Origin of the sequence: Nostoc sp. T09 (assembly GCF_002154695.1) — a bacterium.
Taxonomy (GTDB): domain Bacteria; phylum Cyanobacteriota; class Cyanobacteriia; order Cyanobacteriales; family Nostocaceae; genus Aulosira.
The window spans coordinates 1-13853 of record NZ_MTAV01000127.1 but is presented as its reverse complement, the minus strand read 5'-3'; the positions used below and the strand labels follow the sequence as shown (position 1 = coordinate 13853).

Genomic DNA, 13853 nt, shown 5'->3' with positions numbered 1-13853 from the left:
CGAATGGTTGTGCATGATTATTTATCGTACTCTTTAAGTGAGATTAATAGTGCTTTGAAACGTTCTGGCAGATTAGATTGGAAGATTCCTATCTTCCCACCAGATGAATCTGAAAGAACAGATTTATTTAAACACTATTTAGCAAAAATTGATTTTGCTCAGATAATTAATTTTGAAATTTTAGCCGATAAAAGTTCAAGATTTACCTCATCTGATATCGAATTAGTGTGCAGAGAAGTCAGAAACGCTATCTTGCTAGAAGAAATAAGTTCATCTCTGACAACTTCAGATATCATCACTTACATTAATAACCTCCAAGATGGTGGGTTGACTCTTAACGAAGAACAGGTAAAAGAATTTTTGGAGGAGTGTAAGCGATTAACTGTGAAGAATCCTAAGCTGGAAACCCTAAAGTTGGAATGGGGATTGGCTTAAGAGTAGGATAAAGGTGGCGATCGCTCGTAGGGAAAGTATTTGAAATAAACATCTGCACGGAATAGGAGAAATAATAACTGAAAATAATTATGTATAGTAAAAAATTTTAGGCTTCTGGAGATCCTACTAGTGTTAAACAAGTTGAAAATACACCCGTATTCTCGCAGACTGCTGCTAGTTAGTACATGTGTGCTATGGCTCGCTTACATTTCAACTTGTCTATTCTTATTTTTTCGGCAGCGTTAGATAATTTTTCGTCCTAGTTAGCAAATTCTCACACTATCTAATTCCTTAGACTTTCATCTTCCCTACAAAGATGAGCGTTTAGCAGCAAACAACCATTCTATGATTACCCATAAAAATGAATTATGACCAAATCCACAAGCAGCTTACATTAGGCAACAAGCATTATCAATCTGGACAATTGCAAGCATCACAAAGTTGTTTTCAGCAAGTGTTACAGCAGCAACCAGATAACGCTAATGCTTGGCATTTTTTAGGACTGATTGCTGAACAACATAAGCAATACGAAACTGCGATTGAATTCATCAATAAATCTCTAGAAATCAATCCCGAATCAGCTATTTTCCATATCAATTTAGGGAATATTTATCAAAAACAAGGAGATTTTCAACAAGCTATTTTACTTTATCAAAAAGCACTGATACTTCAACATGATAATGTTAATACTTATTACAACCTTGGTTTTGCTTATCATGAACAAGGGAAATTACCTCAAGCGAGAACAGCTTATCAAAAGACAATTCAGTTACAACCTGACTTTGCTGAAGCTCATACTAATTTGGGAATTGTTTTGCTATCAGAAGGTAGATTTTGTGAAGGTTTTGCAGAATTTGAGTGGAGATTATCAACAGAAACATTTCTCCATGTAAAACCTAAAAAATCTATGTGGGATGGTTCAGATCTTCAGGGAAGATCTATTGTTCTCTGGAATGAACAAGGTCTAGGCGATGCGATTCAATTTTCTCGCTATGCGAAGTTATTGCGAGAACGAGGCGCTAAGGTTGTCTTTAGTATCGAGCCAGCTTTAATAGTGCTGTTTCAAGAATATCTGCAAGAAAAGTTTGAAGTTATAAACAAAAACTCTTGTAATATCTATGCCTATGATTATCACGCTTCGCTGATGAGCTTACCTCGGATTTTCAACACTACCTTTGATACCATCCCTAGAACTATTCCTTATATATTTGCACCAAATCCGTTACCTTCTCGATGTATTATTCCCGCATCTAAAGCATATCGCATTGGCATTGTCTGGTCAGCAGGTAAACTTAATCCTCAATTTCATCAAAAAAAGTCGTGCTCACCAGAATTATTGATAGATTTATTAGAAGTAGGTAATGTCTCTTTGTATAGCTTGCAAGTTGGGGATGATGCGTCTCAGATTCAACCTTGGCTAAACTGCGTAGGCAAAGCCCACCGAAGGTATCGCGTTCATGATTTGAGTCATTTACTGAATGATTTTGTCGATACAGCTAGCGTTATTCAGCAATTAGATTTAGTCATTACCGTCGATACAGCCGTAGCACACTTAGCTGGCGCAATGGGCAAACCTGTATGGGTATTATTGCCTTTAATTCCCGATTGGCGTTGGCAATTAGCAGGTAAGGAAACGCCTTGGTATCCTACCATGCGTTTATTCCGCCAAACGCGTCGAGGTGATTGGAAAAGTGTTTTTTATCAAGTGAAACAGAGATTGGCGGAAGTTATCCCAGTCTAGCCATTAATTAATATCTTGAATATTTCTAGGATGTGGGAATAATTTTTAGTTTTAAAAGGTTATGTATTTAACTGATTAGTGGGATAGATCTATCAAATTGGGAGTAGGCGATCGCTCACAAAGGTTATTCTAGAAAATACATCAAGATTTACCCATTGCTTAAGCTTGAGGTTTTAAATATGATTGCTTCTCCTGAAATCTACCTTACCCCTGAAGAATATCTCCAAATGGAGGAAAAAAGCGACATCAAACACGAATACATTGAGGGCTATATTTACGCAATGGCTGGAGCGCTTGACCCCCACGTTACTATAGCTGGGAACATTTTTGCTCTGCTTCGTAATCATGTACGCGGTTCAGGCTGTCGTGTGTACATTGCTGACATGAAAGCACGTATCGAAACTCTAAATCGATATTACTATCCCGATGTGATGGTTACTTGCGATCAACGAGATCAGGAAACTCCTGCATATAAAAAATTTCCTTGTTTAATTGTCGAAGTTTTATCTAACTCTACAGAAGCCTTTGATCGGGGAGACAAATTTGCTGATTATCAAACTTTAGAAAGTCTGCAAGAGTACGTTTTAATTAACACCAAACGTCAGCGAATTGAGTGTTTTCGCCGTAATCATGAAGGACTGTGGGTTTTACAGTCCTACACAGCAGAAAATACATCATTTCGACTACACAGTATTAATTTTGAAGGAACAATAGCAGAGCTTTACGAAGATGTAGTTTTTGAATAGGCTTACGCAAATTCAGGAAATTTAATATGCTCAGTTCTTTTTCAGTTATAGTACCAGCATTTAATTGTGAGAATGTTGTAGTCAAAACCCTAGACAGTATTAGCCAGAGCATTGATTTTTTCCAGAAAAGCTACCTTCATTCGCAGCTAATTAATGCGGAGATAGTTATTGTTGATGATGCTTCAACTGATAATACTTTATCTATTGTGGATGAGTTTGTCTGCCAAAACTCTTTTTGTAATGTCGTAAAACACAGTTTCAATCGAGGTGCAGGAGCAGCTAGAAATACAGGCGTAAAAAATTCCCAGGGTGAAATTATATTTTTTTGTGATGCAGACGATTTATTTTTACCAGAACATATCTATGTCTGCTTTATGCTATTACAAGATAAGCCTGCAAATATTTCATCTTTTCAACTTGCAAGTGATAATTATAACTTGACAATCAAATTGCCAGAAAAGCGTTTTGATGTAATTAGGTCTAAGGTCAAAACTCAAGATAAAATTCATCCATATTGGCAAGATGCTATCGAAAAAAGTCTACCTCTAAACTTGTGCGTTAGGAGAGAGTGTCATGAGTTTATTGAGGGATTTTTTGAAGATGAGATACATAAACAAACTAAAACGGAAGATTGTGCTTATCAGGCTTTGCTCTCAAAATTTTTTACTATTGGCAAAACTAACTTAGAAACTGTCGAATATATCCGATATCCTGATAATGCATTTGATAAACAAATTACGAGGTTTCAATTACCGCCAGGTGAATCTCAAGAACTATATCATATAGAGCCAAATTTATTGGAGCAATCTTATAAAATTGAAGAGGAACATTTTTTATATTTACAACGCAAGCAATATTTAAAAAAGTGTTTATATAAAGGTTATCAATTTACTCAAGATTGGTTTAGTATTCATATTCATTTTTGGGAACAGGTATTAAAAAACTTTGCAAACTTACCCAACCTCAAATTTTTAGAAATAGGCAGTTGGGAAGGAAGATCTACTTGTTGGCTGCTTGAGAATATCTTGACTCATGAATCAGCCAAAATTACCTGTATAGATACATTTGAGGGAAGTTGTGAGCATCAAAATTTAGATCCAGATTGCATTAAATCTCTAGAGAAAAGATTTGATTTCAATATAGCTCTAACAGGCTCGGCTTCTAAAGTTGAAAAAGTTGTTGGTATCTCTCAGGAAGTCTTGCGAACACTGCCTATAGATACTTATGATTTTCTATATATTGATGGTTCTCATATAGCCTCTGATGTTCTTGAAGATGCTGTCTTGGGTTGGCGTTTAGTTAAACTCAAAGGAGTAATAATATTTGATGATTACAATTGGCCTGAAGTTCAGGATAATCTCACTCAACACCCTAAGCTGGCTATAGATGCTTTTTTAACAATTTTTAGAGATAAAATTCAGATTATATATAAGGATTATCAGGTTATTATTCAAAAACTTACTAGCTAGATAATTTAGTAAAAAGTAAAAAGATTCCCGACTTCTTTAAGAAGTCGGGAATCTAAGAGACTGTTGTCATATTTTATTGTTATGGAAATTTTTTCTAATCAACCTTTGCGCTCCAATCCTCATATAGCTATTTTTTCTTCAACTAAGGTAGGAAATTTCGTCGTAACTACACCTCTGTTAAGAGGCATGAAAGAAAAATATCCTCATTGCACATTAGATTTTTTTGGCAGTGAAATTACCAAGGATTTTGAAATTCATAGTCCATATATTGACTGGCGATTTTCACTTTATACTGACAATCCAGACTTTCTTGAAACCCTTGCTCAAGCTGTTCGCCAACGTTGTGAAGTTGCTGGTTCTTATGATTTAGCAATTAATTGTGATGAATTTAGTGAAATTAATTTAGTTACGGTTACTGCTATCCGCCCTACTTATGTTGCAGGAGGTGCGTTATCTGAAGATTTTCGCCTCAAGTTAGACGCTAGTCACGATCCGGTACAGAAGATTATTAGCGATCCAGACTGGAACAGTCGAGAATTTATCCAAAGACATCAAGAGATTCTTAGTAGTAACTATATCAGTGAAATTTTCTGCCGAATTGCCTATGTAGAAACCGATTTTTTTAAATTAGAATTACCTAGCAAACAGCCAAATTTTCTTGTCCCTGATGTAATCATTAGTGTTACAGCCACGCGCCCTGCCAAAATGTGGCCAGTCAGCTACTGGAAACAAGTAATTAAGTGGTGTGAAAGTCAAGGACTCACAGTTGGCTTAGTCGGTAGTAGTCCAAAAATTCAGCAGACTTTATACTATTCCAATAATACAGAAGCGGACTTGTTAAAAGAAACGTCCTTGATCGACCTAAGAGGGAAAACCTCGTTGACTGAATTAGCAGGTACATGCCGCCAGGCGAAGGTCTGTATTACTCTCGACAGTGGGCTGCTGCACATTGCTGCTGCTGTTGGCTGTCCCACAGTGGCAATTTTTGGTAATGACGCAGATGGTGACGGTGCTAGTCCAATTAGGCTTTGGGCACCCCGACAACCCCATGTAAAAATAGCCCTGTCAGATTTTAAGTGTACCATTTGTCAAGAGCATCATTTTAAAAATAAGTTCTGCTTGGTTGAAAATCATCCTTGCATGACTCACCTAGCTCCCCAAATAGTTATTAATTATCTCAAAGAGCTTCTAGAGATTGATTAACAGAAGTCAACCAAAAGAGCGATCGCTGTTTAGAGAAGAACTCACAGAGGGATAGTGTGTCTAGATTTTTTATGAGACTATGACTATAGTCATGACTATAGTCATTATGAAATCTATTTCTAAAACTAAACTCAAAGCTCAACTACTAGAGTTCCTACGACTCGTAGAGTCAGAAGGAGAAGAAATTGTAGTTACCGATCGCGGTAAGCCTGTCGTCAAAATTTCCAAATACGCACAAACACTTTCAACAGAGGAGTTATTCGGGGAGATGCGCGGTAAAGTAAAGTACTTTGAAGATTTAACGACACCAACCACTGAGGAATGGGCAGAATTGTGAAGATAGTTCTTGATACCTGCGCCCTCATCTGGTGGAGTTTAGACCCAGCAAAACTTTCTGAACGAGCCAAGGAGGTATGCAATCAGATGGAACGGGATAAAAATGGTTTAGTTCCGTCTATAGCTATATGGGAAATCTCTATCAAAATCAAAAATCAAAAACTAGATTTAGGGGTCAATCTTAACGAGTACGTAACAACGCTGAAAAAGTCCAGTGTCGTTCAGATTGTACCCATTGATGAAAATATTTGGCTGGAAAGTGTCCGGTTAGAATGGAGTCACCGAGATCCAGTAGATCGAGTCGTTGTAGCACTAGCTAGAAGTCATCAAGCTGCAATAATTACAGCAGATAAAGAAATAGCAAATTTCTACTTAGAGGTAATTTGGTAGATTGCTGAAGGCAAAGGAAAGAACTGTAAGTTATCAGATGCCCTCGGCATACAGCAAAAATAGTAGTAGGAGAAACGCTCTCATGACAGTCTCCACCCAACGCATGACTCTAGAAGAATACCTGAACTATGACAACGGGACAGACACCCGGTATGAATTAGTGAACGGAGAATTGGTAGAAATGCCCTCAGAAAGCGACCTCAACCAGCGAATTGTGATGCTGTTACTCGCTTATTTTCTACGTTATGGCATTCCTTACTACAAATTGAGAATTGGGCTAGAGATTGCAGTCAGTGGTGCTGTAGCTACGGTTCGCCTTCCTGATTTGGTTGTACTTTCAGAAGCAGCTGCAACAGCCCTAGAAGGCGCTAGTCGATCCATTATCACCCATGATATGCCCCCGCCGCGCCTAGTTGTCGAAGTCGTCAGTCCCAAACAGGAGAACCAAGACTATCGCCATAAGCGTTCGGAGTACGCTGCACGCGAGATTGCCGAATATTGGATTGTAGACCCGATTCAACAACAGGTAACAATTTTGGCATGGGTTGATGGATTATATGAGGATAAGGTTTACCAAGGAAGCGAACCCATCATTTCCCCAGAGTTAGGAACCCTGGAACTGACCGCAGAACAGATAGTCAAAGAAGGCTGAAGGCTAAAAGAGTGAGTCGTATTGTTTTAACCACCATAGGTTCTTTTGGCGATCTGCATCCCAAAATTGCGATCGCACTGGAATTACAAAAGCGTGGTCATGATGTAGTATTTGCAACGCACAAAGAATATGAAAGCAAAATTACAGCTTTGGGATTCGAGTTTTATCGGATGCGCCCTGACAATACTGCTTTGAGTGATCCTCAAGAGATGACACGGATGATGGATTTAAAAGCGGGTACAGAATATGTCATCAAAAATTGGGTTGTCGCGAATTTACGTGAAACCTACACAGATTTAATCAACAGTGGAAAAGATGCAGACTTGATCGTTACGGGTGAAGGGGTCGTGGCGGCTCGGTTGGTTGCAGAAAAATTAGGGATTCCGTGGGCGTTCGCTGTCCTGCAACCTGCCTCATTTCTCTCTGTTTACGACCCATCGGTAATCCCTGTATTTCCATTTCTAGCCAAACTGCGCGGGTTTGGTTCTGTTATCAACCGAGGCATTATTCAATTATCAAAAGTAGTTGCTAAATCTTGGGCGGAACCGATTCATCAACTGCGGCGTGAACTAGGCTTACCTGCACTCGTTGGCAATCCCTTCATTGATGATAAGTATTCTCCCTACCTTGTGCTAGCAATGTTCTCGTCAGCATTCGCCAAGCCTCAACCTGATTGGCCGGTAAATACGGTCATTACAGGATTTACATTTTATGATGGCAACGAGAGCGGAGTGGAACTGACACCAGAACTCACGCAATTTTTGAATTCAGGTGAACCGCCAATCGTTTTTACCCTTGGTTCAGCCGCAGTCATGGCTCCTGGTAGCTTTTACCAAGAGAGCATCGCAGCTGCAAAGCTCCTAAATCGGCGTGCAGTTTTGCTGATTGGCAAGAATGCGCCTCCAGAGAACCTCACACAAGAGATTATTGCTGTGAACTATGCGCCATATTCTCAGATTTTTCCTCGTGCTTGTGCAATTGTGCATCAAGGTGGCATTGGTACAACGGCTCAAGCATTACGGGCAGGTTGTCCAACACTGGTGATGCCCTATAGCCATGACCAACCAGACAATGCAGCAAGAGTTGAACGTCTAGGAACTTCGCGTAATATTTCCCGTAAGCAGTATTTAGCGGCACGAGTAGCTAAGGAGTTACGTGAATTATTAGAAAATCCCAACTATACAGCTAAAGCAGCAGAAATCGGACGTATCATTCAAGCAGAAAATGGGGTTGGGATGGCGTGTGATGCGATTGAGCAGATTACTGCATCGCTTTGATTTGCTTGTTAGCTTCATTTTCTGCCCGTATCATTGCCTGCTTTAATGGTTGTTGCCCTAACAAGGCGCTAATAAACTGGTTATCAAAGTTATTCACGATCGCAGCTGGATATTTGCCTGCTTGCCAAGGTGTAGCGTAGGCCACACCACTGACAAATGGCGATCGCAAAGGATCTTTGTCATAGCCTAATTTCTCTGCTACAGATTTCCGGGTAGGTAGTGCAAACCCTGTTCCTGTCCACTTTTGCATACCTTCCTTACCTGTAAGATAGGAAATTAATTCCCAAGCTTCGGCTTTGTGTTTTGCTTGTTTATTCATCACGTAGGCAACAGTAAAAACCATAGTGTTTTTTATGCCATTAATTGTCGGCAATTCTGCGGTAGCAAACTCCAGATTGGGAAAAGTGTCATTCAGGTAAGGAATTGCCCAGTTGCCTTCAATCACCATTGCCACCTTATTCTGACCAAACATTTCGCTACCTGAACTTGTTCCCACATCCGATTTTTGGGCGGAGGAACGGTCTTTTTGATACTGATCTACTACCAACCGCAATCCCTGCAAACCCCCTTCTCTGGCAAAGCTGGCGTAATCATTTTGACCAATAATTTGCCCGCCAAAGGCTTTGATTTTGTAAGCTTGACGTGCTAGCTCGGGAATTTCCCCAAAGCCGTATTTGTTGAGTTTGCCTGTTAACTGCCGAGAGTAGCTGCGTAATTCATCCCAAGTAGTTGGCGGACTAGCCAAGCCTGCGGTGGCGAAGGCTTTTTTGTTGTAAAACAGCGACAAGGTGGAATAGTCTTTGGGGAAACCGTAAATTTGGTTCTGGTATTTGAAGCTATTGAGTAGGTTAGTTTCAAAGTCTGCTAAGTCAAATTCGGGGGTGATATAAGCATCTAGCGGTTCCAAAACATCCTGACTCATCAGGAAAGGAGCCTCCAGCGCATCCAGATAGAAAACATCTGGTGCGGCTTCCCCAACCAAGCGAGTTTTGATTACGTCCATGTATTGGTCGGAAATCACCTCATACTTGACTTGGATCTTGGGGTGCTGTGCTTCAAAGTCTTGTAATACCTGTTTTAGGAGTTTTTGCTCAACTTGATTGCCTCCCCAGCCACTAAGTTTGACAGTAACTTTTGTGGATGCGCTTGGTAGTGATAGACTGTGGCAACCAATAATGGCGATCGCGATCGCCAATGCCAATCCGAAAAACTTGAACAACCTGCTTCTAATCACGTAATAATTACAGTTTCTCTGTCCTTACTTATATCGTTTGTAGTTGATAACTGAGGTTTAACGAATCTGAATTTTTATTGAGAGAGGCAAGATAGAATGACGAGAAATTATCGGCAACTAGACTCATCCTACGGTACGTCATCCGTAAAACATTAATTTATGGCTTTTGTTCCGATTGAAACAGCCGCGCCTGTGGCTCTGGAAATTCCCCAGATTATCACGCCACAATCAGCACTGGCTTCTACCGCAAAACCCAATCCTCTAGTTTATAAGGATGCTATTCGCACCAGTTTGAAAGCCTCAAGTCTGGATGCTGTCTTTGCGACAGTTTTCTGTGTAACTACTGGTGGAATTTTACTGAGCAATTTCCTGTTGGAGTTGGGTGCTAGCCCAGTGGTATTTGGGATGCTGTCATCTATCCCTATGCTGGTGAATTTAGTTCAGCCATTGGGTGCTTACTTATCGGAACGCAGCAGCAGCCGTTTCTACTATTCTCTAAGAACTCATGGCATTGCCCGCTTACTGTGGCTAATTCTCGGTATTGGCATTATCGGCTCAAGCTGGATTGGACTGACTTCTGGACAGTTAGTATTATTAACCCTGTTAGTTGTCCTGTTCAGCGGTCTTTTAGGAGGACTAGGAAGCGCATCATGGCTGAGTTGGCTAGCGATGATTGTGCCTCGGAGATTGCGCGGCAGGTATTTTGGTATTCGTAATAGTGCAGCTAGCTTGACTAATTTGCTCTGCGTACCTTTAGCGGGGCTAGCTGTATCACATTGGTATGGTGGAACTCTACAAGGTTACGGGGTAGTTCTGCTTGTAGGTATCATCTTCGGGCTAATTAGCTTGGGATGTCAGTACTTCCAGACAGACATGAATCCCGCATTGCAAAACAGTACTCTTGTAAAGTGCCAGCAAATCAGTGAAAGTTCTGTCACTTTACAGCCAACAGTTACTCCAGCAAACGAGTTCACTAGCATCTGGAGTAACTGTAACTTTTTAAGGTTTCTGCTCTATTTCGGCTTCTGGATGCTGGCTGTGAACATCAGCGCTCCTTTTTTCAACTTCTACTTGCTAGAGCAGCTTCATCTAGATGTGAGTTATGTGACGCTCTACGGTAGCCTTCAGGCTGGAGCAAATATGCTTTTGATTGTTCTGTGGGGTAAATTGGCAGACAAAATCGGCAATCGCCGGATTCTCATCTTGATTGGAATTTTGGTTGCACTAACACCGTTGTTGTGGATGGGTGTGAGTGCTAATAGTTGGAATATTTGGCTGTGGTTGCCGCTATTACACATCTTTACTGGAGGGACTTGGGCGGCAATCGATTTGTGCAATAACAATATGCAGCTAGGAATTGCACCAGTAAAAAATCAGTCTATCTATTTTGCGATCGCATCGGCTGTAGCTGGAGTGAGTGGTGCTTTGGGCACAACTATTGGTAGCTTTATCGCCCAATTTGCCGAACAGGGAGGTTTACTAGGATTGTTTGCCCTGTCTAGCGTGTGTCGCCTAATAGCGATCGTGCCCCTGATGTTTGTTAAAGAACCGCATTAGGCGGTGGGGAGCAGAGGGAGCAGAGGCGAAGGGGTGCATTTTCTTCCTTGTCTCCCTTCCCTCATCCCTCACTTTTCTTATTCAGCAACGGTAGAACTCAAGCTCATGCTCTCCCACAAAACCATGTGAGGGGCGGTGGGTACGGGCTGATGCAAAGCAATCAGCTGGGCGAGAGTATTCTTTAACTGAGTACGGGGAACGATTTCATCGACAAAACCATGCTTGAGCAAATCTTCAGCAGTTTGAAATTCCTCTGGCAGTTTTTCGCGGATGGTTTGCTCTATCACTCGCCGACCAGCAAAACCAATGGTAGCCTTTGGTTCTGCGAGGATGATATCGCCCAACATGGCGAAACTGGCTGTGACACCACCAGTAGTAGGATGAGTCAAAATGGGAATATATAAAAGTTTGGCGTCGCGATGGCGTTGGAGGGCGGCGGAGATTTTAGCCATCTGCATCAGGGAGAGCATTCCTTCTTGCATCCTTGCTCCACCAGAAGTACAGACGATAATTACCGGATAACGTCCCTGAGTTGCTTGCTCAATCATGCGGGTAAGTTTTTCACCCACGACTGAACCCATGCTTCCACCCATGAACCGGAAGTCCATGACTCCTAGAGCAACGGGCAAACCGTTAATTTGACCCAACCCAGTTTTAACTGCATCTATTAAGCCGATTTTTTCCTGCATTTCCCGCAGGCGATCGCTGTAGGGTTTGCGATCGCGAAATTGCAGGGGATCGGTGGGACGCAGATGCTCGTCCATCGGTCTCCAAGTGTTTTGATCGATTAATTGGCGGATGCGTTCATCGCTATCCACCCGATTATGATGACCGCACTCAACACAAACCATCTGATTTGCTTTTAGGTCTTTTGTATACGCCAACACACCACACTTAGAGCACTTATGCCATAATCCATCAGCAATTTCACGTTCTTGACGTTCGAGGCTGATAGTTCCAGATTTCCGCCGATTTGCAAACCAATCCAATAGTGACTTTAAACCGCGTGATTCTTCGTTGTTTGCCATTTTTATCTTATCAAGTAGGTAATGAGGTCGAAACCGGGTCAAGAAGCTACAGGAATTACAGGGTAAAAAGTCCCCAATCCAAAGTCATGATTTGGGACTTTGGATTGGATACAGAGTATTTGGTGGCTCCGCTATGGGAAAGACACGCTTGTTCATCCCGTTGTGGCTCTTGACTATTGACTACATCGTGAAATTACGCTTGTAAGCAATTCAGACCTGATTTTGCATGTTTGGTTGCCAGCTTAACGAAAATGCTTATGCCAATACAAGTCTCTTATTCGTTTTATCTTGTGAAGGTATCGGCAAAAGTCTTGGCATATTAACCCCCCAGCAGGATGCCCTTCCCCAACCCCTCCAGGGGATACTTGCTCCCAATTCAAGCATTCGTATTGCTAGGTTATGAGCATTTAGCTCGTTAAGAGGGTAATACTGGTCACAGGATGATATTACCAAAATCTGAAGGACAGATGGCGTAATGACGGTTACAGTCATGGGGGGTAGCAATTTCTTATGATGGACTAATGAGATGTAAAAGTAGTTTTTTTAAATTTTGAATTTGTCTTTGCCTCCTATATTTAACTTACTGGAAAAAATAACCGCAGGTAAGCAGATAAAATCGCTTCGCCTCCAAATAGAGCGATCGCAGCCCCAAAAGCGAGAAAAGGGCCAAATGGTATCTTTTGCCCAAATCTGCGCTGGGATAGTGTAATTGAGACAACGCCTACTAACGCTCCCACGGCACAGGCCATAAACCCAGCTAACAGCAAATATTTCCAACCCAACCAAGCCCCCATCATGGCGGCTAATTTGGCATCTCCTGCTCCCATTGCTGTTTTACCTAGAGCAATTGAACCAAGAATAGCGATCGCATCAAATAGCCATAAGCCCAGCACAGCACCGACAATCCCCATCATTAAATGTTTGATCGACCCCACCCAGCTACCATCTGGGAAAAACCCGATAACTATTTGAAATATAATTCCCAATACCAAACCTGACTGAGTAAGTTGGTTGGGTAAAGTCATCGTATCTAAGTCAATGAGTGATAGGGCTAATAACCAGCTGCAAAAAGCCCAATATCCAATTGTTAAAATAGAAACTTTAAATAATAAAAAAACTAGCAGAAAGATTATGCCCGTTAATGCTTCTACCACAGGATAGCGGACAGAAATCTTGCTTTTACAATAACGACACCGACCTTTTAACCACAGCCAACCGAACACTGGTACATTATCGTGCGCTTTCAGCTGGTTGAGGCAATGGGGACAACGGGAGGGAGGCCAAAGAACCGACAAGCCAGCCGGTAGCCGATAAACTACAACATTGATAAAGCTGCCAATAGATGCACCCAAGGCGAAGACAATCACACTCGCCGGGGCGATCATCAAAATGTCCATATAGTCATTAGTCATTAGTCCTGTGTCATTTGTACTTTGTGATTAGTCATTTGTCATTTGTTATTTGTCATTAGCTCTGTGTCCTTTGTTACAAAGTCTGAACGAAGGTGTCCTCCGCTCAACGCCAGTTCGACGCCACTTGCGTCAACGGGGGGAACCCCAACGGACAGTTTGCTCAAGTCGAGCCAGCCGCTTGCGGGGGTTCCCCCCGTTGTGCGGACTGGCGTGGGAAACCCTTTCGGCAATTGCTCATGGGGGAAACCCCCAAGACCGCATTGCCTCACCACGCAACTGTCCTCCGTAACGCAGTGGCTCTTCAAGCCGGGAGACCCTTTCGGCAGTTCCTCCTGGGGGGAACCCCCAAGATCGGACTGCCTCACCACACGAC

Annotated in this window: 14 protein-coding genes; 11 read left to right on the top strand and 3 right to left on the bottom strand. The window is 41.8% G+C overall.

Annotated features, from left to right (window positions below; translation table 11 throughout):
* Positions 1–3: 3 nt before the first annotated feature.
* The 9 genes from BV372_RS24160 to BV372_RS24115 all read left to right on the top strand — a co-directional run bounded on the left by BV372_RS24160 (position 4) and on the right by BV372_RS24115 (position 8249).
* On the top strand, positions 4–435 hold the full coding sequence (locus tag BV372_RS24160; protein WP_256973430.1) for an ATP-binding protein: 432 nt from the start codon (positions 4–6) through the stop codon (positions 433–435).
* Positions 436–796: 361 nt separating this feature from the next.
* Complete coding sequence (locus BV372_RS24150) at positions 797–2176, top strand: tetratricopeptide repeat protein (RefSeq protein WP_086689035.1); 1380 nt, start codon at positions 797–799, stop codon at positions 2174–2176.
* Between the two features lie 179 nt (positions 2177–2355).
* Positions 2356–2922, top strand: a complete 567-nt coding sequence (locus tag BV372_RS24145; RefSeq protein ID WP_086689034.1) for a Uma2 family endonuclease — start codon at positions 2356–2358, stop codon at positions 2920–2922.
* 26 nt (positions 2923–2948) lie between these two features.
* On the top strand, positions 2949–4391 hold the full coding sequence (locus BV372_RS24140) for a glycosyltransferase (protein WP_086689033.1): 1443 nt from the start codon (positions 2949–2951) through the stop codon (positions 4389–4391).
* A gap of 81 nt (positions 4392–4472) precedes the next feature.
* Positions 4473–5594 carry a glycosyltransferase family 9 protein gene (locus BV372_RS24135; RefSeq protein WP_086689032.1) on the top strand — a complete coding sequence of 374 codons (1122 nt, stop codon included), beginning with the start codon at positions 4473–4475 and terminating at the stop codon, positions 5592–5594.
* 106 nt (positions 5595–5700) lie between these two features.
* Positions 5701–5931, top strand: coding sequence for a type II toxin-antitoxin system Phd/YefM family antitoxin (locus BV372_RS24130; protein ID WP_086689031.1), 231 nt, complete (start codon positions 5701–5703; stop codon positions 5929–5931).
* Positions 5928–6320: a type II toxin-antitoxin system VapC family toxin gene (locus tag BV372_RS24125; RefSeq protein WP_086689084.1), complete on the top strand. Its 393-nt coding sequence runs from the start codon at positions 5928–5930 to the stop codon at positions 6318–6320. The genes BV372_RS24130 and BV372_RS24125 overlap by 4 nt, the downstream gene beginning before the upstream one ends.
* A gap of 82 nt (positions 6321–6402) precedes the next feature.
* Positions 6403–6972: a Uma2 family endonuclease gene (locus BV372_RS24120; protein WP_086689030.1), complete on the top strand. Its 570-nt coding sequence runs from the start codon at positions 6403–6405 to the stop codon at positions 6970–6972.
* An 11-nt stretch (positions 6973–6983) separates the two neighbouring features.
* Positions 6984–8249: a glycosyltransferase gene (locus BV372_RS24115; protein ID WP_086689029.1), complete on the top strand. Its 1266-nt coding sequence runs from the start codon at positions 6984–6986 to the stop codon at positions 8247–8249.
* On the opposite strand, the gene BV372_RS24110 is transcribed toward BV372_RS24115, so the two are convergent.
* Positions 8233–9468 (bottom strand): ABC transporter substrate-binding protein, encoded by a 1236-nt coding sequence (locus tag BV372_RS24110; RefSeq protein ID WP_256973429.1) that lies wholly within the window; start codon positions 9466–9468, stop codon positions 8233–8235. The two genes, BV372_RS24115 and BV372_RS24110, sit on opposite strands and share 17 nt — an antisense overlap.
* A 174-nt stretch (positions 9469–9642) precedes the next feature.
* On the opposite strand from BV372_RS24110, the gene BV372_RS24105 reads away from it, so the two are divergent.
* Entirely contained in the window at positions 9643–11040 is a 1398-nt protein-coding gene (locus BV372_RS24105; protein WP_086689028.1) for an MFS transporter, read from the top strand.
* 77 nt (positions 11041–11117) lie between these two features.
* Here the strand turns inward: BV372_RS24105 and accD are convergent, their stop codons facing one another.
* Together accD and BV372_RS24095 are read right to left on the bottom strand one after the other, a co-directional pair.
* Positions 11118–12068 (bottom strand): acetyl-CoA carboxylase, carboxyltransferase subunit beta, encoded by a 951-nt coding sequence (gene accD / locus BV372_RS24100; RefSeq protein WP_086689027.1) that lies wholly within the window; start codon positions 12066–12068, stop codon positions 11118–11120.
* A gap of 575 nt (positions 12069–12643) precedes the next feature.
* On the bottom strand, positions 12644–13465 hold the full coding sequence (locus BV372_RS24095) for an A24 family peptidase (RefSeq protein WP_086689082.1): 822 nt from the start codon (positions 13463–13465) through the stop codon (positions 12644–12646).
* 64 nt (positions 13466–13529) lie between these two features.
* On the opposite strand from BV372_RS24095, the gene BV372_RS35405 reads away from it, so the two are divergent.
* Positions 13530–13769 carry a hypothetical protein gene (locus BV372_RS35405; RefSeq protein ID WP_179198214.1) on the top strand — a complete coding sequence of 80 codons (240 nt, stop codon included), beginning with the start codon at positions 13530–13532 and terminating at the stop codon, positions 13767–13769.
* Positions 13770–13853: the final 84 nt, after the last annotated feature.

Bases quoted from the DNA above. Each gene is read 5' to 3' on its own strand.
- BV372_RS24120 (WP_086689030.1), top strand. From the start codon at position 6,403: ATGACAGTCTCCACCCAACGCATGACTCTAGAAGAATACCTGAACTAT.
- BV372_RS24145 (WP_086689034.1), top strand. From the start codon at position 2,356: ATGATTGCTTCTCCTGAAATCTACCTTACCCCTGAAGAATATCTCCAA.
- BV372_RS24140 (WP_086689033.1), top strand. From the start codon at position 2,949: ATGCTCAGTTCTTTTTCAGTTATAGTACCAGCATTTAATTGTGAGAAT.
- BV372_RS24150 (WP_086689035.1), top strand. From the start codon at position 797: ATGAATTATGACCAAATCCACAAGCAGCTTACATTAGGCAACAAGCAT.
- BV372_RS24095 (WP_086689082.1), bottom strand. From the start codon at position 13,465: ATGGACATTTTGATGATCGCCCCGGCGAGTGTGATTGTCTTCGCCTTG.
- BV372_RS24135 (WP_086689032.1), top strand. From the start codon at position 4,473: ATGGAAATTTTTTCTAATCAACCTTTGCGCTCCAATCCTCATATAGCT.
- BV372_RS24105 (WP_086689028.1), top strand. From the start codon at position 9,643: ATGGCTTTTGTTCCGATTGAAACAGCCGCGCCTGTGGCTCTGGAAATT.
- accD (WP_086689027.1), bottom strand. From the start codon at position 12,068: ATGGCAAACAACGAAGAATCACGCGGTTTAAAGTCACTATTGGATTGG.
- BV372_RS24160 (WP_256973430.1), top strand. From the start codon at position 4: ATGGTTGTGCATGATTATTTATCGTACTCTTTAAGTGAGATTAATAGT.
- BV372_RS24130 (WP_086689031.1), top strand. From the start codon at position 5,701: ATGAAATCTATTTCTAAAACTAAACTCAAAGCTCAACTACTAGAGTTC.